General features: G+C 66.1%; 21 protein-coding genes. 13 read left to right on the top strand and 8 right to left on the bottom strand.

Annotated elements, in window-relative coordinates; all coding sequences use genetic code 11:
- Positions 1-88 precede the first annotated feature (88 nt).
- Together HBE63_RS08025 and pgsA are read right to left on the bottom strand one after the other, a co-directional pair.
- On the bottom strand, positions 89-577 hold the full coding sequence (locus HBE63_RS08025) for a CinA family protein (RefSeq protein WP_044517776.1): 489 nt from the start codon (positions 575-577) through the stop codon (positions 89-91).
- A complete protein-coding gene (gene pgsA / locus HBE63_RS08020) occupies positions 555-1,160 on the bottom strand; it encodes a CDP-diacylglycerol--glycerol-3-phosphate 3-phosphatidyltransferase (protein ID WP_208301327.1) in 606 nt (201 codons plus the stop codon). Before pgsA ends, HBE63_RS08025 begins: the two co-directional genes overlap by 23 nt.
- A 42-nt stretch (positions 1,161-1,202) precedes the next feature.
- Here pgsA and HBE63_RS08015 point away from each other — a divergent pair, with 42 nt between their 5' ends.
- Positions 1,203-1,724 carry an amino-acid N-acetyltransferase gene (locus HBE63_RS08015; RefSeq protein ID WP_208301326.1) on the top strand — a complete coding sequence of 174 codons (522 nt, stop codon included), beginning with the start codon at positions 1,203-1,205 and terminating at the stop codon, positions 1,722-1,724.
- 9 nt (positions 1,725-1,733) lie between these two features.
- On the opposite strand, the gene HBE63_RS08010 is transcribed toward HBE63_RS08015, so the two are convergent.
- Positions 1,734-4,319 (bottom strand): DNA translocase FtsK, encoded by a 2,586-nt coding sequence (locus HBE63_RS08010; protein WP_208301325.1) that lies wholly within the window; start codon positions 4,317-4,319, stop codon positions 1,734-1,736.
- A gap of 159 nt (positions 4,320-4,478) precedes the next feature.
- Between HBE63_RS08010 and HBE63_RS08005 the strand changes: the two genes are divergently transcribed.
- Genes HBE63_RS08005 through HBE63_RS07995 form a run of 3 tightly spaced genes read left to right on the top strand, consistent with a single transcriptional unit; the run spans position 4,479 to position 6,486 of the window.
- Entirely contained in the window at positions 4,479-4,793 is a 315-nt protein-coding gene (locus HBE63_RS08005; RefSeq protein ID WP_166904279.1) for a putative quinol monooxygenase, read from the top strand.
- Positions 4,793-5,620, top strand: a complete 828-nt coding sequence (locus HBE63_RS08000) for a mycofactocin-coupled SDR family oxidoreductase (protein ID WP_166904278.1) — start codon at positions 4,793-4,795, stop codon at positions 5,618-5,620. The genes HBE63_RS08005 and HBE63_RS08000 overlap by 1 nt, the downstream gene beginning before the upstream one ends.
- Positions 5,617-6,486, top strand: coding sequence for an SAM-dependent methyltransferase (locus HBE63_RS07995; protein WP_166904277.1), 870 nt, complete (start codon positions 5,617-5,619; stop codon positions 6,484-6,486). Before HBE63_RS08000 ends, HBE63_RS07995 begins: the two co-directional genes overlap by 4 nt.
- On the opposite strand, the gene HBE63_RS07990 is transcribed toward HBE63_RS07995, so the two are convergent.
- A complete protein-coding gene (locus HBE63_RS07990; RefSeq protein ID WP_166904276.1) occupies positions 6,483-6,890 on the bottom strand; it encodes a group III truncated hemoglobin in 408 nt (135 codons plus the stop codon). The two genes, HBE63_RS07995 and HBE63_RS07990, sit on opposite strands and share 4 nt — an antisense overlap.
- A gap of 184 nt (positions 6,891-7,074) precedes the next feature.
- On the opposite strand from HBE63_RS07990, the gene HBE63_RS07985 reads away from it, so the two are divergent.
- The gene (locus HBE63_RS07985) at positions 7,075-7,512 is read left to right on the top strand and encodes a hypothetical protein (protein ID WP_166904275.1); all 438 of its coding nucleotides are present in this window, start codon (positions 7,075-7,077) and stop codon (positions 7,510-7,512) included.
- Here the strand turns inward: HBE63_RS07985 and HBE63_RS07980 are convergent.
- From HBE63_RS07980 to thyX, 4 genes are read right to left on the bottom strand one after another with little or no spacing between them, the layout of a single operon-like run.
- The gene (locus HBE63_RS07980; RefSeq protein WP_166904274.1) at positions 7,498-8,172 is read right to left on the bottom strand and encodes a hypothetical protein; all 675 of its coding nucleotides are present in this window, start codon (positions 8,170-8,172) and stop codon (positions 7,498-7,500) included. The two genes, HBE63_RS07985 and HBE63_RS07980, sit on opposite strands and share 15 nt — an antisense overlap.
- Before the next feature lie 47 nt (positions 8,173-8,219).
- Positions 8,220-9,896, bottom strand: a complete 1,677-nt coding sequence (locus tag HBE63_RS07975; protein WP_166904273.1) for a ribonuclease J — start codon at positions 9,894-9,896, stop codon at positions 8,220-8,222.
- Positions 9,896-10,798, bottom strand: a complete 903-nt coding sequence (gene dapA, locus HBE63_RS07970) for a 4-hydroxy-tetrahydrodipicolinate synthase (RefSeq protein WP_166904272.1) — start codon at positions 10,796-10,798, stop codon at positions 9,896-9,898. Before dapA ends, HBE63_RS07975 begins: the two co-directional genes overlap by 1 nt.
- A 58-nt stretch (positions 10,799-10,856) precedes the next feature.
- Complete coding sequence (gene thyX / locus HBE63_RS07965; RefSeq protein ID WP_166904271.1) at positions 10,857-11,609, bottom strand: FAD-dependent thymidylate synthase; 753 nt, start codon at positions 11,607-11,609, stop codon at positions 10,857-10,859.
- A 109-nt stretch (positions 11,610-11,718) separates the two neighbouring features.
- On the opposite strand from thyX, the gene HBE63_RS07960 reads away from it, so the two are divergent.
- From HBE63_RS07960 to HBE63_RS07925, 8 genes are all read left to right on the top strand, one after another.
- Positions 11,719-12,702: a DUF3558 family protein gene (locus HBE63_RS07960; RefSeq protein WP_166904270.1), complete on the top strand. Its 984-nt coding sequence runs from the start codon at positions 11,719-11,721 to the stop codon at positions 12,700-12,702.
- Positions 12,703-12,868: 166 nt separating this feature from the next.
- Positions 12,869-13,738: a hypothetical protein gene (locus HBE63_RS07955; protein WP_166904269.1), complete on the top strand. Its 870-nt coding sequence runs from the start codon at positions 12,869-12,871 to the stop codon at positions 13,736-13,738.
- A 375-nt stretch (positions 13,739-14,113) separates the two neighbouring features.
- Positions 14,114-14,569, top strand: coding sequence for a hypothetical protein (locus HBE63_RS07950; RefSeq protein ID WP_166904268.1), 456 nt, complete (start codon positions 14,114-14,116; stop codon positions 14,567-14,569).
- Between the two features lie 246 nt (positions 14,570-14,815).
- Positions 14,816-15,112: a hypothetical protein gene (locus tag HBE63_RS07945; RefSeq protein WP_208301324.1), complete on the top strand. Its 297-nt coding sequence runs from the start codon at positions 14,816-14,818 to the stop codon at positions 15,110-15,112.
- A gap of 162 nt (positions 15,113-15,274) precedes the next feature.
- Entirely contained in the window at positions 15,275-15,886 is a 612-nt protein-coding gene (locus tag HBE63_RS07940) for a TetR/AcrR family transcriptional regulator (RefSeq protein ID WP_243858555.1), read from the top strand.
- Positions 15,883-16,959 (top strand): DUF1214 domain-containing protein, encoded by a 1,077-nt coding sequence (locus tag HBE63_RS07935; RefSeq protein WP_166904267.1) that lies wholly within the window; start codon positions 15,883-15,885, stop codon positions 16,957-16,959. The genes HBE63_RS07940 and HBE63_RS07935 overlap by 4 nt, the downstream gene beginning before the upstream one ends.
- Positions 16,956-18,218, top strand: coding sequence for a sulfotransferase (locus HBE63_RS07930; protein WP_166904266.1), 1,263 nt, complete (start codon positions 16,956-16,958; stop codon positions 18,216-18,218). The genes HBE63_RS07935 and HBE63_RS07930 overlap by 4 nt, the downstream gene beginning before the upstream one ends.
- Positions 18,215-19,288 (top strand): zinc-binding dehydrogenase, encoded by a 1,074-nt coding sequence (locus HBE63_RS07925; RefSeq protein WP_166904265.1) that lies wholly within the window; start codon positions 18,215-18,217, stop codon positions 19,286-19,288. Before HBE63_RS07930 ends, HBE63_RS07925 begins: the two co-directional genes overlap by 4 nt.
- Positions 19,289-19,301: the final 13 nt, after the last annotated feature.

Raw genomic sequence — 19,301 nt, 5'->3', positions numbered from 1 at the left:
CCCTCCTTCGCCTGGCGGGTCGCAGGTCCGCTTACAGACCAACGCCGCGGACCACCGCATGGTTCCCGACAGTCCGCGGCTGAGTGGGTTACTGGTTCTCGACCAGGAAACGCAACCGGGCAATCGCCTCGTCGACGGCCGCGCGGCGGATATCCCAGCGTGAGCCGGACAGCGACAACTCGATGACGTCGGTGTCGACCGGCCCCGCCAGGCCGATGAACACCGTGCCCACCGGGTGCCCACCGTGCGGTTCCGGCCCGGCCACGCCGGTCAGGCCGACGCCCCAGGTAGCTGCGCAACGCTGCCGGGCACCCACCGCCAGCGCTCGCGCGGTGGGAGCCGCGACCGGGCCGACCGCGTCAAGCACCTGAGGAGCCACTCCGGCCAGCCAGATCTTGGTGTCCTCGTTGTAGGTGACCAGTCCGCCTTGCAGGACCGCGCTGGCCCCGGACACCCCGGCCAGCGTCGCCGCGAGCAATCCGCCGGTCAGCGACTCGGCGGTGGCCACGCTCTGGGAGCGCACCGTCAGGTCGGCGACCAGGGCCCTGGCGTCGTCAGTGAGCAGCGGATCGTCCACGCGAATCCCTGATCGCGGATATGACGTAGTCGGCACCGGTGAGCACGGTCAGCACCACGGCGGCCCACATGATCACCCAGGCGACGTTCAGCCAGATGTCGGGCCATGCATGCAGTGGCAGCACGAACAGCCCGATCGCCACGGCTTGCACCAGTGTCTTGAGCTTGCCGCCGCGGCTGGCCGGAATCACGCCGTGACGCAGCACCGCGAACCGCAACACCGTGATTCCGATCTCACGGGTCAGCACCACCGCGGTGATCCACCACGGCAGATCGCCGAGCATCGACAAGCCGATCAGCGCCGCCCCGATCAGTGCCTTGTCGGCGATCGGATCGGCCAGCGTGCCGAACTCGGTGATCATCCCGTAGCTGCGGGCCAGTGCCCCGTCGAAATGGTCGGTGATGACGGCAACCGCGAACACCGTGAAAGCGGCGATCCGCCAGCCGGTTTCATGGCCGTCGCCGGCGAACAGGAATACGAGGAAGACCGGAACCAGCACCATCCGCACCCCGGTGAGCACGTTGGCGAGGTTGGCCACGCGCGCACGCGGGACCACCGGATCGGTAGAAGGTTGGCCCGGCACCGCAACAGAATATCGGTTGCCGTAACGGATACTCTTGCGCCTGTGAACCCAGGCAGTGTCGAGCCGCGCGAACACCCTGTGGTGCGCCGCGCCCGCACGTCCGATGTCCCGGCGATCAAGAGCTTGATCGACGTCTACGCGGGCAAGATCCTGCTCGAGAAGAACCTGGTCACGTTGTACGAGGCGGTCCAGGAATTCTGGGTCGCCGAACTCGACGACGAACTCGTCGGATGCGGTGCGCTCCATGTGCTGTGGGCCGATCTCGGTGAGGTGCGCACCGTGGCGGTACATCCGAAAGTCCGCGGCACCGGCGTCGGCCACGTTCTGGTCGAGCACCTCCTCGACGTCGCACGCGATCTGCATCTGAGCCGCATCTTCGTGCTGACCTTCGAAGTCGACTTCTTCGCCAAACACGGATTCGAGGAGATCGACGGCACCCCGGTGACCGCCGAGGTGTACGAGGAGATGTGCCGCTCGTACGACACCGGTGTGGCGGAGTTCCTCGACCTGTCCTACGTCAAGCCCAACACTCTGGGCAACACCCGAATGCTGTTGACGCTCTAATTCTTCCGGTCAGAACTCCTCGTCGTCGTCGGTGTCGGCACCGTTGGCGTCGGCACCGCCGCGGATCAGCATCAGCGTGCCGGCCAGCTCGTCGGGCTTGACGAGCACTTCGCGCGCCTTGGAGCCCTCGGACGGTCCGACGATCTGCCGGGTCTCCATCAGGTCCATCAGCCGGCCGGCCTTGGCGAACCCGACCCGCAGCTTGCGCTGCAGCATCGAGGTGGAGCCAAACTGGCTGGAGACCACGAGCTCGACCGCCTGCAGGAAGACGTCCATGTCGTCGCCGATATCGGGATCGACATCGGTGCGTTCCCCGGTCGGCTTGGCCTTGGTGACGCCCTCCACGAACTCTGGCTCGGCCTGGGCCTTGGTGGCCTCGACGACGGCGTGGATCTCTTCGTCGGTGATGAAGGCACCCTGCAGGCGTTGCGGCTTGTTCGCGCCCATCGGCAGAAACAGCCCATCGCCCATACCGATGAGCTTCTCGGCGCCCGGCTGGTCCAGGATGACGCGGCTGTCGGTCAGCGAGGAGGTCGCGAACGCCAGCCGCGAGGGCACGTTGGTCTTGATCAGACCGGTGACGACGTCGACCGACGGGCGCTGGGTGGCCAGCACCAGATGGATGCCTGCGGCGCGGGCCTTCTGCGTGATGCGCACGATGGCCTCCTCGACATCACGCGGTGCGGTCATCATCAGGTCGGCGAGCTCGTCGACGATCGCCAGGATGTAGGGGTAGGGCTTGTAGACGCGCTCGCTACCGAGCGGTGTGCTGATCTCCCCGGAACGCACCTTCTCGTTGAACACGTCGATGTGCCGCACCCGCGAGGCCTGCATGTCCTGATAGCGCTGTTCCATCTCCTCGACCAGCCAGGCCAGCGCCGCCGCGGCCTTCTTCGGCTGGGTGATGATCGGCGTGATGAGGTGCGGGATGCCTTCGTATGGTGTGAGTTCCACCATCTTCGGGTCGATCAGGATCATCCTGACCTCTTCGGGGGTGGCGCGCGCCAACAGCGACACCAACATCGAGTTGACGAAGCTGGACTTGCCCGAGCCGGTGGAACCGGCCACCAACAGGTGCGGCATCTTGGCCAGGTTCGCCGAGACGAAGTCGCCCTCGATGTCCTTGCCGAGGCCGATCACCAGCGGATGATGGTCGCGCCGGGTGCTGGGCGCGGTGAGCACGTCGGCCAGGCGCACCATCTCGCGGTCGGTGTTGGGCACCTCGATACCGACCGCGGACTTGCCGGGGATCGGCGCGAGGATACGCACGCTCTCGGTGGCCACCGCGTAGGCGATATTGCGGTGCAGCGCGGTGATCTTCTCAACCTTGACCCCGGGTCCCAGTTCGACCTCGTAGCGGGTGACGGTCGGACCGCGGGTGCAACCGGTGACGGAGGCATCGACCTTGAACTGTTGCAGGACCGAGGTGATGGCGTCGGTCATCTGATCGTTGGCGGCGGTGCGCAGCTTCGGCGGGTCACCGGCGATCAGCAGATCCAGTGGGGGCAGCGTGTAGGGTCCCTCGACCACGCGGTCCATCACCAGGGTGTCATCAGAGGATTTGGCCTTCGGCTCGGATTTGGCTTCGGCCTTCTTGCGACGAGGTTTGACCGCGGGCTCGGGGACGGTCGGTGCGTCCTCGGACAGCGGGTAGTTCTCCATCGGGCTACCGGTCGGCGCCTGCGGCGCCTCGATGGCGGCTGTCGGCCAGGTCTCTGGCTGCGCGTCGCCGCGCGAGGCGTCGTCGTCGTAGTAGCCGTCGGACAGGTCGTCGTACGCGTCATCGTCTTCGTACTCGTCGACGTAGTCCCCGTCGTATTCGTCGTATTCGTCGTCATAGTCGTCGTGGAATGCCCGGGTGCTGAACATGGTCCGCAGGGTCGAGGGCACCTCGCGGATCGTGGTCCCGGTGACCAACAACAGACCGAACAGCGCGCCCATGAACAGCAGCGGTGCGGCGATCCACTCGGTCAGTCCGTCGGACAGGGGCCCTCCGATGGCGAAGCCGACGAATCCGGCGGCGTGCTGGCGGGCGATGGGATCTTGCGGCGATCCCGACCACAGGTGCCACAGGCCGAGCAGCGGCAGCGCGATCATGGCCGATCCCAGGATCAGCCGGGGGCGTGACTCGGGATCCGGCTCGGTGCGCATCAGCACGACGGCGATGACGCCGAGGATGACGGGCACGAGCACCACTGGCCCCCCGATCAGGGTGCGCACCGCGGTGTCGATCCACTGCCCCACCGGGCCGGCCGCGTGGAACCACGAGCTGGCGGCAACGACGACGACGATTCCGAGCAGTGCGAGCGCCAGGCCGTCACGACGATGTCCGGGTTCGATATCGCGTGCGCGGCCCACCGACCGAGCGGTCGAACCGGCACCCTTGGCGAGCATCAGCCAGCCCGCGCGAGCTCCCTGACCGAGCTTCTGTCCGGCGGCAGAGACGGGCGAGGCCTGTGGCCGGCGTGCGGGCTTACGCCGCGGCGCAGCCGGGCGACCCTTACGAGCCGGCGCCTGACGCCGCGAACCGCCCCGCGAGCTGGCGTTCGACCTGCTCGAACGCGGTCCGGATCGGCCGGCGGTCTTGTTAGCCATGCCCGCAAGCCTAGTCGCATATGCCCCACAATCACCATGTGCCACACGGGTCACAAGACGGTATCAAATGACACTTAGCCATACGAACCGAATCCACCGGCTGATCGCCTAGGGTGGACACTCGTCCAGTTTCGGCACTCATCGAGGAGTTCTGCACCTATGCCTGTTGTCGTCGTCGCCACCATGAAGGCCAAGCCCGAGTCCGTCGACGCCGTGCGCGAGGCCTGCACCAATGCCGTCGCGACCGTGCACGACGAGCCTGGCTGCCAGCTGTATTCACTGCACGAGGCGGATGGGACGTTCGTCTTCGTCGAGCAGTGGGCCGACGCCGATGCCCTCAAGACCCACAGCACCGCCCCGGCCATCGGCACGCTGTTCGGGTCGATCGGCGAGCTGCTCGACGGCGCTCCCGATATCAAAATGTTGCAGCCCGTGGTGGCCGGCGACCCGGCCAAGGGCCAGTTGCGGTCCTGATGTCCACCGCCACTCCCCTGGCCGGGAAGGTCGCGTTCATCACCGGCGCCGCGCGCGGCCAGGGGCGGGCCGAGGCCCTGCGACTGGCCGCCGACGGGGCCGACATCATCGCGATCGATCTGTGCGAACAGATCGAGTCGGTGCCCTATCCCCTGGCCACGCCCGATGATCTGGCCGCCACGGTCAAGCTCGTAGAGGAAGCGGGTGGCCGGATCGTCGCACTGCAGGCCGACGTCCGTGACGAGCAGGCCCTTGGGGCGGCGCTGCAGACGGGTGTGGACCAGCTCGGCCGGCTCGACATCGTCGTCGCCAATGCCGGGATCGCCCCGATGCAGTCTGGCCCCGACGGCTGGCGCGACGTCATCGATGTCAATCTGTCCGGTGTGCACCACACCGTCGAGGCGGCGATTCCGATCATGGTCTCTCAGGGTGACGGCGGGTCGATCGTGTTGATCAGTTCAGCGGCAGGACTGATCGGCGTGGGCGGCGGCGACCGCGGCTCGCTCGGCTACACCGCGGCCAAGCACGGCGTGGTCGGACTGATGCGAGCCTACGCCAACTTCCTTGCCCCACACAGCATTCGGGTCAACACCATCCACCCCACCGGGGTGGACACCCCGATGATCAACAACGAGTTCACCCGCGGGTGGCTGAAACACATTGCCGAGGAGTTGAACGCACCGACCGATTTCAGTAATGCACTGCCGGTGCAGGTCATCCAATCGGAAGACGTTGCGAATGCGGTGGCCTGGCTGGTATCCGATCAGGCGCGGTACATCACCGGGGTGACACTTCCGGTGGACGCCGGCATCGTCAACAAACGATGAGCAACCCCGTTGCCGCCACCGCCGTCGGCCCGATGGTGCTCGCCGCCGTCGAGCAGTACGAACCGGTGCAGCGACGGTTGGTCGACGACGACATGGCGCTGTCATTCCTGCCGCCCGGGGTGCGCGCCTTCACCCGGACCACGCGCTGGTCGGTTGCCCGCAGGCTTCTGGTCCAGGCCACCGAACGCTCGGGCCCGGGACTGTGGGCGAATCTGACCTGCCGCAAGCGCTACCTCGGCGACAAGCTCACACAGGCGTTGTCGGATATCGATGCCGTGGTGATTCTCGGCGCCGGGCTGGATACCAAGGCCTACCGACTGGCACGGCACAGTGCGATCCCGGTGTTCGAGGTGGATCTGCCGGTCAACATCGAGCGCAAACGCTCGGTGGTGCACAGCGCGCTGGGAACCGTGCCGGACTCGGTACATCTGGTACCGGTGGATTTCGAACACGACGATCTGGCCGCCGAACTCGCCAGGCATGGCCACCGCGCTGAACACCGCACCTTCTTCGTCTGGGAAGGCGTGACGCAGTATCTGAGTGCCGACGGTGTCGAGGCGACGTTCGAGTTCCTTCGTTCGGCAGCGTCGGCCAGCCGGTTGGCGTTCACCTACGTCCGCAGCGATTTCATCGACGGCACCAACCGCTACGGGGCCGAATCGTTGTATCGCCGGTTCCGCGTTCGTAGCCAACTGTGGCAGTTCGGGCTGGACCCGGGCCGGGTGGCAGCGTTCATCGAGCCGTACGGTTGGCAGTTGATCGAGCAGGCCGGGCCCGATTACCTCACCGAGCACTACATTTCGCCATCCGGGCGGAAGCTGACCGCCTCGCAGGTGGAGTGGACCGCCTACGCCGAGAAGCGCTAGCAGGCAACCAGAGCGTCGAGCTCGGCGGCATCCGCGCCGGCCAGTCTCCGGTGCATGGCCTTGGCGATGCGACCGGCCTGCAGCTTGGCCCGCTCGGCATGCGGGCCCTCGAAAAGTTCGTCGACGGTTTCGGTCCACAAGGTCAGCCAGCGCACGAAATGCTGCGCCGACAGCGGATGACGGGCGTGCAGTTCACGGTGCACGGTCAGGGCGCTGCCCCGGTAGAGCCCGGCGCGGAAAAGCACGGTCTCCCAGAAGTCGCCCATGACCGGGATGTGGGACCGCAGCCCCTTGGCGCGCAGCTCGGCGAACGGCTCGGCGAGCACCGGATCGGAAAGGGTCTTGCTGTAGAACCGCCAGAGCAACAGCTCCACATCGTCGCGTCCTGCCACGTCTTCAGCCATCGGACAGATCCCTTTCCGGGCCGGTCACGTACCTGCCCTAGTTTTTACAATTAAAACTTGTATAAACTCTATCCGTGATCACCGCGCCAATCCACCTCGGGCTCATGCAGGGGCCTTTGGCAAGCTGGCAAGCACCCACTGACGGGACGATTGGCCGAGAAGTAGGCCCGATGGGAGATATGTGATGAATGCCGGTCTGGCGGTCGCGGTCGCGGTCGCCTTCTGCTGGCTGGGCATGGTGCTGGCGATCTCGTTCATCGAGGCGCCGCTGAAGTTCCGGGCCCCGGGCGTGACGCTGCAGATCGGACTCGGCATCGGGCGCAGGGTTTTCCGTGCGCTCAACGCGGTGGAAACCGCATTCGCCGTCGTCATCATCTTGGTCTTCGCCATGCACCGCCCGTCGGCAGCGGTGATCGCGGCCTTCGCAGTTGCCGTCGCGGCACTGGCGGTGCAGTTGATCGCGGTGCGGCCCAAGCTGATTCAGCGCTCTGACGCCGTGCTGGCCGTCGCCCCGGGCGAAGAGGCCGAGTCACGTTCGCGGGCGCATTACTACTACGTCGGGTTCGAGCTCATCAAGGTGATCGCACTGCTGGTCGGCGGGATTCTGCTACTTGCGGGCTGACTCCATGCTCGGCGTCTCGACCTTGACCACAAGGCCTTTCGAATACGGCCGGTGCGGGTCGCGCGGGTTTTCCTCAGCCAACACCAGACGCCAACCCTTGTGCGGATCCGTGTCGCGGGCGACAAGGAACCCACCCCGGGCGGCTGGGCCGGCGAGTCCGTCGGCGCTGCGAATCGGGCCATCGGCGAACAGTTCGCCGGCCTGTTCACGGGTCGCCGGGTCCGAAGCCAACCTCCCGAGCCAGGTGGTCATCACGTCGTGGACGTACGCCGCCTGCGCATCGGACAACCTGGCGTCGATCAAGATCGCGGCCTTGGTATCGGGCAAGCCGGCCGGATATACGTCGCACAGCACACCCCCGCGCATCACCCGGTCGTAGAAGCGTCGCGCCAGGATGGAGGGCATGATCCTTGATCCCACGGCGACAGTTGCGAGCGCGATCACGAACACGACGGTGACGATGGTGTCGGGTCCGTCCTCCCGGACGACAACGGCATAGATCGCCCAGGGGAACACCAGCGCGAACAGGATGCCGCCCACGATGAGCAGATATCGAAGAAAGTAGGGATACACCACTGCCCGTTTGACGTCGTCCACCGAATTGAACGGCGGAAGCGGACGACGTCGTTCACATGGCACCTGTGGTGCGGGATGGCTCACCGACCCAATCTAACCGGGCCGGCGACGCGGTCCGCGCACCAATTCGGTCAGATCTCGATGACGGTCGGAACGATCATCGGCTGGCGTCGGTAAACCTCGCCCACCCACTTGCCCACCGTCCGCCGGACGGCCTGCGCGATCCGGATCGGGTCGGTGATGTTATCGGCGGCAAGACTTTCCAGCTCCCGCTCGACATTGCGGGCCACCGACTCCAGCGCCTTCGGATCCTCGGAGAACCCGCGGGAATACAGATGGGCCGGAGCGGCGGGCTTCCCGGTTTCACGGTGCACGACCACCGTCACCGCGACGAAACCCGAAGACAGGATGAGGCGTTCACCGAGAGTGGCGTCGCCGACATCGCCGGTGATCAACCCGTCGACGAACATCTTGCCGACGGTCACCGCACCGGAGATCGAGGCCTTACCGGCCACCAGGTCCACACTCACACCGTTCTCCGCCAGCACGATGTTCTCCGGCGGAACCCCGGTACTGGCGGCCAGCGCCGCGTTGGCGCGCATGTGACGCCAGGTGCCGTGCACCGGCATTACATTTCGAGGCCGCACCCCGTTGTAGAGGAACAGCAACTCACCGGCGTAGGCGTGGCCTGAAACGTGAACGCGCGCTTGGGCATTGGTGACAACGCGGGCGCCGATCTTGGCCAGCGCGTCGATGACACCGTAGACGGCTTCCTCATTGCCGGGGATCAGCGACGAGGACAGGATGATCAGATCGCCCGCGGTCAGCGTGATGCTGCGATGCTCGCCGCGCGACATCCGCGACAGCGCGGCCATCGGCTCGCCCTGGGTACCGGTGGTGATCAGGACGACCTTCTCGGCCGGCATCATCTCGGCCGCCCCGATGTCGAGGATGTCGGCGTCGGCGACCCGCAGGAGGCCGAGCTCACGGGCGATGCCCATGTTGCGCACCATCGAGCGTCCGACGTACGAGACCTTCCGCCCCAGCGCCACCGCCGCATCTGTGATCTGTTGCACGCGATCGACATTCGAGGCGAAGCAGGCCACGATCACGCGGCCCTCGGCACCGCGGATCAGCCGGTGCAACGTCGGGCCGACCTCACTCTCGGACGGACTGACACCCGGGTGTTCGGAGTTGGTCGAGTCACACAGGAACAGGTCGACGCCGGCGTCACCGAGCCGGGACATGCCCGGCAGGTCCGTCGGACGGCCGTCGAGCGGCTGCTGGTCGAGCTTGATGTCTCCGGTGTGCAGGACGGTGCCGGCACCGGTGTGGATCGCGACGGCCAAGCATCCCGGGATGGAGTGGTTGACCGCGAAGTACTCGCATTCGAAGACGCCGTGCTGGCTGCTCTGCCGCTCGGCGACCTCGACGAACACCGGCTTGATGCGGTGCTCGCGGCACTTTTCGCGGATCAGCGCGATAGTGAACTTCGAGCCGACCACCGGAATGTCCGGACGCTGCTTGAGTAGGAACGGAATCGCCCCGATGTGGTCCTCGTGGGCGTGGGTGACGACGAGTGCCTCGACATCGTCGAGCCGGTTCTCCACGTGACGCAGGTCCGGCAGGATCAGGTCGACGCCCGGTTCGTCGTGCCCCGGGAAGAGCACCCCGCAGTCCACGATCAGCAGGCGGCCCAGGTGCTCGAAGACCGTCATGTTGCGGCCGATTTCGCTGATTCCACCCAGCGCGGTAACTCGCAGACCGCCGGGGGCCAGGGGCTTGGGGGGCGCGAGCTCGGTGGCCACTATCGCAACACCGCTGCCGCACGCATATCGACTGCCAGCGCCTCGATCTCGCCCGGGGTGGCCGGGATCTGGGGCAGCCGCGGCAGACCCGCATCGAATCCCTGCAATCGCAGGCCTTCCTTGGACATCGTGACTCCGCCGAGATGGGCCTGGGCGCGGGCCAAGGGGGCCAACGACAGGTTGATCTTGCGGGCGGTGGCGATATCGCCAGAGTTGAACGCGGTCAACATGTCCCGCAACTGGCCTGCAGCGAGGTGTCCCCAGACGCTGACGAAGCCGACGGCACCCATGGCAAGCCAGGGCAGGTTCAGGGTGTCGTCCCCGGAGTAGTACGCCAGCCCGGTCTCGGCAAGGATCTGGCCGCCGCCGTGCAGATCGCCCTTGGCGTCCTTGACGCCCACGATGTTCGGGTGCGCAGCCAGGATGCTGATGGTCTCCCAGGCGATCGGGATCGATGACCGGGGCGGAATGTCGTAGAGCAGGTTCGGCAGGTCCGTGGCGTCGGCGACCGCGGTGAAGTGCGCGACCAGGCCGGCCTGTGGGGGACGTGAGTAGTACGGCGTCACCACGAGCAGGCCGTGTGCCCCCTCGGCGGCGCTGGCCTTGGCCAGGTGCACGCTGTGGGCGGTGTCATAGCTGCCCGCACCGGCGACGATCCGGGCCCGGTCGCCGACGGCCTCGAGCACCACGCGCAGCAGCGCGAGCTTCTCGTCATCGGAGGTGGTCGGCGATTCGCCGGTGGTGCCCGAGAGCACCAAACCGTCACACCCCGCGTCGACCAGGCGATTGGCCAGACGAGCGGCTGTTTCGAGATCCAGCGAACCGTCGGGCTTGAACGGAGTTGCCATTGCGGTCAACACCGTGCCCAACTGGACTGTCACATCGATTCCGCTCGTGCTCACGCGCCAAGATTACCCCGGGTCGATCGGACCTTCGTCGCGGTGTTGACCGGCCACTCCGTCAAGCCTCCGTGGCCAAAGGCGAGGTTGCCACCTCACTACCATCCGCGAGCGTCGAAATCTCGAAATCGGAGAACACCGCGGGGGCGGCTTCGACGAGCTCACGCAGGCAGGCGATCGCCAGCCTGCGGATCTCCACGTCAGCGTGTTCGCTGGCCCGCATCGCGATGAAGTGGCGCCAGGCGCGGTAGTTGCCGGTGACCACGATGCGGGTCTCGGTGGCGTTGGGCAGCACAGCCCGGGCGGCCTGCCGGGCCTGCTTGCGACGCAGAACCGCGTTGGGTTGGTCCGCGAACTTGGCTTCCAGCCGTGACAGCAGGTCGGTGTAGGTCGCGCGGCTGGCGTCGGCGGCTGCGGTGAAGAGCTCCACCAACTCGGGATCGTCTTCGAACCCGGGCGGAACTACCACCTCGGCGTCGTTCTCCGGGACGTAGCGCTGCGAGAGCTGCGAATAGGAGAAGTGCCGGTGCCGGATCAGTTCGTGGGTGGCCGACCGGGAGATCCCGCTGATGTAGAACGACACCGACGCGTGTTCGAGTACCGAGAAATGGCCGACGTCGATGATGTGGCGGATGTAGCTCGCGTTGGTCGCCGTCCTGGGATTGGGCTTCGACCAACTCTGGTAACAGGCCCGGCCCGCGAACTCGGTGAGCGCAGGCCCACCCGCGGCATCGGTGCTCCACGGCACGTCAGGCGGTGCCTGGAATTCCGTCTGGGCGATCAGCTGCACGCGCAGCGGCGCGATCTCGGCCACTCGCCCACCCTACTGTCGAGCTGTCTACTGGCTGCACCAATGTCTGGATGAGAGAGATCGTCGCCGAGATGGGTGGCAGACTTCGGGCTTCATCCAGTTGGGGGACGCAATGTTGCAGTCGATGCGGGTCGGGGTGTTCTCGGCAGTGGCGGTGCTGGCCGCGGGTTGCTCGACGACAACCTCGACGACGCCGGGGACCGCACCGTCGCCTTCGTCGACTTCGACGCCGGCATCGCAGACGCTGTCACGTGCGGAGACCATCACGTGGGCTCTCGGGATCGATCCGTGCGCATTGATCGAGCCCAGCCATCTCGAGGTGCTCGGCACCGTCAAGGCGATCGGGACGTCGTCCAACTCAACCTCATGTGAAGCCCTCGTGGATGACGGCACCACCCGCGGGATCGACGTGAGCTGGTCAATTGCCTTCTCGCCCTTCGATTTCCTGACTTCGTCGCTCGGCGAACTCGACGAGATCGACGGTGTCAAGGCACGCCGAATCGATGCTGCCACGGCTCTGGCGCCCGAGGTGCGTGATCAGCTCGTCGAAAGCGCATGCAACTACGACGTGGCATTCGAGAACGAGATTGCCGTGCGGATGAGGGTGTCGATGGAACGCGATCGCGATGCCTGCGCGACCGCCGATCCGCTGGCCCGCGCGGTGATCGCGACATGGCCGGAACACCCGACGCAGGGCAGTTCCCCGCACACGTCGGTGACCGCCCTCACCGACTCCGCTCCGTGCGCAGTCGTGCCGAAGTTGCAGGAGTCGCGGACGGTGTCGTTCGACTGGAAGGACCAGTCCTTGACGTCGTGCTTCTTCACCGTCGACGCCGTCGAGGTCTTGGTGACTTTCGACTACCAGACGCACGAAGTGGTGGCCGCCGATGGCGAGCCGACGAAGTTCGGGAATCACGACGGTTACCACAAGGTCCACGAGGGAACGACCTTCGCTGACGCGGTCGTCGGGGACGGCTTCGACGGTGTTGACGCCGCCCGCCCCAGCCGACTCGTGCCCGTCGTCGCGGTCAACGGTGACGACGCAGCGGTGGTCTTCGATGTCACGACGGCCGTGCTGAATCAGCTCCCGCACTGACCTTCAGGAATCGCTGATGCGCCGCTTTCTACCTCCGGGCTGTTGATCGTCCGGATCCATGACCCTGCGGTAGAAATCGACGACCGTTCACCTGATCGCGCTCCTAGACTCGGCTGATGTTCCGTGCTGGCCCGATCGCACCGCCGCTACACGCCGACGGTTCGCAGTGCTGATCGGTGTGTCCGCCGCACTGCTGGCGTGCGTCGGCTATGGAACGGCCTCGGTGTTGCAGTCGTATGCCGCAGGACGTTCGGGTGCGACGGAAGCCGACACACCTGACAGCGGCCCCACCCTGCGGTCGACGATCGGCGCGATGCTCGCACCGGTCTTCATCGCAGGAATGGCGCTCGACCTCCTCGGCTTCGTGGGCAGCCTGGTCTCGGCGCGGTTGATTCCACTGTTCCTGTCGCAGACGATCATCAGCGCCAACCTCGTGGTGACCGCGGTGTTGAGCATCTTCGTTCTCCACGTTCGACTGCATCGGCGCGACTGGACCGCCATCGCCATAGTTCTTGTGGCGCTGTGCATCCTGGGAGCCACCGCCGGACATCTGGGCGACCGCGATCCGGGCGCGGCCATGCACTGGGCTGTGCTGGTGGTGTCCGCGATCATCCTGGGCCTGGGTGCCACACTGGTCCGGTTCCTCGGACGGCGTGCCGCCGTGCCGGCCGGCCTGATCGCCGGCGTGCTCTACGGGGCAATGGCGGTGGCGATCCGGCTCGTCGACGGTCTCGATCCCTTGAACGTGCGTGTGCTGATCGTTGACCCGGCGACGTGGGCCGTGGTGGTCGCCGGTCTCGGCGGCTTCTATCTGTTCACCGTTGCCCTGCAGGTGGGTTCGGTGAACGGTGTGGCTGCGGCATTGGTGGTCGGCGAAACCGTAGTGCCGGGCATCGTCGGCGTGGTTCTGCTGGGTGATCTCTCACGGCCGGGATACGGCTGGCTGGTGGCCATCGCTTTCATCGCGGCCGTCGGCGGCGCCGTCGCGCTCGCCGTCTCCAGTGCTGCCGAGTACGAGCGGGCGCAGAGTTCGTGATGGAGGCGATCTCCACACGACAACCTGCAACCAACGAGCTCCATCGATCAGTGCAGCGAAACGCTCTGTGCCGAGGGTTGGTAGACGTGAGGCAGTGCTCGGGGTGCCGGGCTTCTGCTGATTAGTCATGGCGCCAACTCTCCGCGCGGGGACCGACAAAACTCACGGCGACTGCAGCACCTACGCGATCCGCCGCCGGGCTGTCCCTGTCTGAGGTGCCCGACGAGGAGTTCCACGACCCGGCCGTCGCGTCCTGACCCAACTTGTCGGACCCCTCCTCTTTACTGTCCTGTTCCCCGGACACCGGGCGGCGGGTTCACAGCTTGGACCCTGCCCCACCACCCGGCCCACCCACCTGAAAAGGAAGGTCTAGCGATGCTACGCACGACCATTCGCGCAACCCTGGTCGCGACACTCCTCACCGCTGCACTCACGCTCGCGGGCTGTGTGTCTCCGGACCGGGTCTCGACGAATCCCACCGACACACCGATGTGGGGCGCCGGGTTGACGTCGTCCTCGACACCGTCCCCCATCGCATCGCCACCCACCGCAGCCGATTTCGTCATCGACGTGGTCGTCACCCAGCAGAAGTGCTACGGCTCGGCGGGATGCAACTACCGGTACACCATCAACCCGCAATACGTCAGCGCAAAGCCGTTGCCAGACAAGACGACCGTGATCTTCAAGGTGACCGGGGGCGATCAGGATCAGGTCGGCAACTTCACCATTGACGCGGACGGGACCGCGACCTTCGACCGGGAGACCGGCATCTCCGGCCCCGAGGGCGCCGACTTGCAGGCCACGGTCACCCAGGTTCTGCCTGGGCGCTGAGCCACCGGGAAGGGCCGAGCCACCCAGGCCGACGGATTGGTCGCTGATCGAGGGGCAGCGACCAATCCGTCCACCTTCGTCCCCCGATCGGCGGATCGAGCGTGGCCCGGTTGGTGGTCCGATCAGCGGACAGACGCCAGCCGCCGATTGAACCAAGCTCGGAGCACCGACAAACGTACCCGGCGAGACCGCATCGATAGCCCTGTCACGCAATACATCTCCATCAAACGACCATCGAAAACAACCATGAGAGGAACCACAGTGCACTACGAGATGCTGGATCTGGTCCGCGAACGCGCCAATGAGAAAGACTGGGACCTGATCTTCGACAGCGGACCCAACGCGGAGTACCGCACGATGGTCTGGGAACACCCTCTGCTGAGCGCAACCGGCGTGGTGACGGAGCTGGAAATCGGGTTCAGCCCCGACGGTCGCATCATCTTCTCCGAGCGGCGACGCGGCGGCGTCTCCCACAAACGCGTCAAACCCACCCATGCGTTCGCCTCGACCGATGTCTGCCTGGCGGCCCTGCAGATGATCTGAGCCGCCCGCGCCTCACCCGCCTCGTCGCTTTCGACCAGAGGGCTGTTGATCGACGACGACCACGACCCGGGTGTCGAAAACGGCAAGAATGCGCCAACGCAACCCAGGTGCCGCACCTATTGACTATTGACGCAATTACGTGACGTATCGTAACGTAATCATGTGTCCTCGCTCACAAGCCCAGGGCGGCCGCGTGATCCACAAACTCAGCGCGACATCATGTGCGCCACCCGTGCCTTGCTGGCACAGGACGGCTATGACCAGCTCTCCATCGAGGCCGTCGCCCGTGCGGCCGGTGTCAGCCGGCCCACCATCTACCGGCGCTGGCCGTCGAAGGCCCACCTGGTCTTCGATGCCGCCTTCGGCCAACCACTTGGCGGTGAACTCCTGTCGCTCTCAGGAGATTTCGAGGCCGACCTGCGGGGCTTCACCTCCGCAGTGCTCGCCTTCTGGCGTGATCCCGTGGTCGAGGCCGCCGCACTCGGCATCCTCACCGAGCGTCGCCGCGATCCGGAACTCCACATCAAGACCCAGCAACTGCTCGACGAGCAGACCAAGGGGGCTTTCCGCGCCCTGGTCGCCTCTGGCGTGGAGCAGGGCCGGGTTCGCACCGATGTCGACATCGACATGGTCTACCAAACGTTGATCGGCACCGCGTTCTACACCGCCCACATGGAGCCGGACATCGACGTCGACGACACCGCAGACCGACTGTGTTCCTTGCTGATCGAAGGAGCCGGACGTAAACAACCACGAAAGAAGGATCGACCATGACCGACAGGACCGAGCTGTCCGAGGCGTTCAACGCGCTTCTCGACGAGGTGCGCGGCATCGAGCAGAAGCTCCTCGATGCCGAACCCACGCTGAGCGAACCCGACCTGCTCGACGGATACCGCCTGGCGTTCAGCGTGCTGCAGGTCAGCGTCGACGCGTATGTGCGGGGCGACCGCGACAAGCCGATCCTGATCGACGTCACCAGCCCGTATCTCAAATGGGGCGGGGACAACGCGGACGCCTTCTATCAGCTCGCACCCCTGAACCCAGGCCGCACCTACCGCGTCACCGGTAACCGCGGCGATGCGGTGTACCTGTCGATGACCGTCTATGGCGGGCCTGGCGAAGGGCGCTACAGCGATCGCATCGTCGGTACCATCAACAATCGCGACCTGGAATTCGACGAGGACGGCAACTTCGAGTTCATCATGAGCCCCGACCCCCACCCGGGCGCCTGGCTCAAACTGGAAGCCGACGCCGAATTCGCCTTGACCCGTGACTATCTGAACGATTCCGCCACCGAGCGCCGGCCGGTCTGGCGGATCGAGACGCTCAATCCGCCCGCCCGGCGTTCGGACAGTGCCGCGGACCTGGCCCGCCGCTTCCGCTACGCCAAGAACTGGCTGCACGAACAGGTTTCCTTCCTGCCCACCAAGGTGGAGCCCGCCAACCAACTGCACCCGCCGTTCCCGGTCCCCCAGAACGCCTACGGGTGGTCCGCCGCGGACGCGGCGTACGCCATGGGCGCCTACGAGCTGACGCCGGATCAGGCCCTGATCATCGAGGGCACCTCACCTGAGTGCGTGTTCTGGAACCTCTGCCTGTGGAATCCGTTCCTGCACACCTTCGACTACACCCACGAGCGGGTCACCATCAACGGCGCCCACGTCACCTACGAACCGGATGGGTCCTGGCGGATCGTCATCAGCGACAAGGACCCCGGGCACCCGAACTGGGTCTCCACGGCCGGACGGTCCAAGGGCCTCATCTGGCTGCGCTGGTTCCTGCCCGACGAGACCCCGGCACACCCGCAGTGCCGGGTCGTCGACGTGGCCGAGGTCGCGGCCCTGTGACCACCAGCATGCAACGTCCGGCGCCGGTCCGGTTCGATGATCTGTCCAACCCGGTGTATCCCCCGGCAGCCCAACCGATCCGCGACGGACTGGCCGCCTACGGCGCGAATCTCGATCTGAACCCGGCAGCGCTGCTGACGGCCGCGACCGAGCGATCCGGGTTGGACAATTTCGGCGACCCCGCATTCCGGGAACGTCTCGACGTTCTCTGTACCGCACTGCGTGACGAGGCGGGCCTGTCGCAGACCGGCCTGGCGATAGCGTTCGAGCAATTGGTCGGCAACCTGGTGAACCGGCTGCGGCTGGAAGCGCTCATCGCCGACCATCCCGAGATCGAAGACATCGAGATCGAACGGCCGATCATCATCTGCGGCCTCCCCCGTACCGGCACCACGCATCTGCACAATCTGCTTGCCGCGGATCCCGCACTGCGCTACCTGCCCTACTGGGAGAGCCTCGAACCCGTGCCCGGCCCCGGCGAGGACACGCCGGCACCGCGTCGGGACCGCTGCGCCGCCGCCGTGGATTTGATGAACACTTCGTTGCCGGAATTTCGCCGGATGCACGACATGACCGTCGAGCACGCCCACGAGGAGATCCAGCTCCTGGCCAACGACATCTCCGGCATGCTGTTCGAAACCACCTACTACGTGCCGAGTTTCACCGCCCACTACAAGGCACACGACCAGGCGCCGTCATACGCTTACGTCAAGCGCAGCCTGCAGGCGATGCAATGGCTCCGCGGCGGAGCCCGCTGGGTACTCAAGTCACCACAGCATCTGGAACAGTTCCCGACCCTGGCCGCGACCTTCCCGGACGCGACTTTCATTGTCACCCACCGTGATCCAGTCGACGTGACGCTGTCGATGATGACCATGATCTGCTACGCCATGCGGATGGCCGTGGACCGGCCCGATGTGGCCAAGATGACCGAGCACTGGCTGAAGCGTATCGGCGATCTGCTCGCGGGCTGCATCCGCGATCGCGACGCGCTGCCGGCCGGGCAGTCCATCGACGTCCGATTCGACGACTTCATGGCCGACGAACGGGGCACGCTGGCCGGCATCTACCGACTCGCCGACCAGCCTTTCGGTGATGACGTACGTGCGGCGATGTCCGACTTCCTCACCGAACATCCACGGGGACGCTACGGGGGCGTCATCTACGACGCGGCGACCCTTCAACTCGATCCGGCCGCCCTGGCCGAGCGATTCCGGGATTACCGGGACCGCTTTCTCACCACCACGGAGGGCACGTGACTCACACTGCACCACAGCCCATCTCGGCCGAGGCCTGGGTCGCCACGGCGCTCGGTGAGCCCACCGAGGTACTGGAACGCCAAACGGTGGAGGTGCGGGCACCCGGCCCCAACGAAGTCCGGGTGGCGGTCCGCGCGTTCTGCCTGAACTTCAACGACATCGACATCATCAAGGGGCGCTACACCACGCTGCCCCTGCAACCGCCGTTCGTGCCAGGCATGGAAGCGGTCGGGGTGGTCGAAAGCGCGGGCCAGGGCGCCGAACACCTGGTCGGCCGCCGCGTGGTCGGAATCCCGGTGATGGCGTTCGGCGGCTATGCCTCCTACGCCATCGTCGATGCGGCAACAGTGCTCGACTTGCCGGAGTGGGTCAGCGACGTCGACGGCGCCGCCCTGCACTACCCGTTTCACCTGGGCTGGTTCGCACTACGCGAACGCGGCCGCCTGAAGCCCGGTGAAACACTGCTGGTGCACGCCGCTGCCGGCGGCACCGGATCGGGCGCCCTGGTTCTCGGAAAGGCGCTGGGCGCCAAGGTGATCGCCACTGCCGGCAGTGAAGAGAAGCTGGAGCTCTGCCGGAAACTCGGCGCCGACCATGCCATCAACTACCGCGGCGGCCACTGGGTCGAGCAGGTGATGGACCTCACCTACGGCCGTGGTGTGGATGTTGCGTTCGACGCGGTGGGCGGCAGCGTGACGACGGATACGTTCCGTTGCATGGGATTCAACGGACGGCACCTGATGGCCGGGTTCGCCGAGGACATCGCCCTGGAGGACGGCGATTACATCTCGCCGCGCCCCATCGCCTACGGCAACTTCGACGTGTGTGGGGTGTGTCTGGTCTACGTGACCGATCCCCTGGCCGTCCGCCGCACACTCGGGTTCAACTGGCCGGCCCGCTCCGAGGGCCTCGACGCCCACGTGCAGATTCTCGAGCTGATGCGTACCGGCCGGCTACAGACTGTGGTGGGCGACAACGTGGCATGGGATGAACTACCGCAGGCGTTGGCGCGGATGGCCGCCCGCGAGACCACCGGACGATTGGTGGTGAGCACCGGGGCGCACGACTAGACGACGACCGGAG

This window comes from Mycobacterium sp. DL440, assembly GCF_011745145.1.
GTDB lineage: Bacteria > Actinomycetota > Actinomycetes > Mycobacteriales > Mycobacteriaceae > Mycobacterium.
This window is presented reverse-complemented; position numbering and strand designations above follow the sequence as displayed.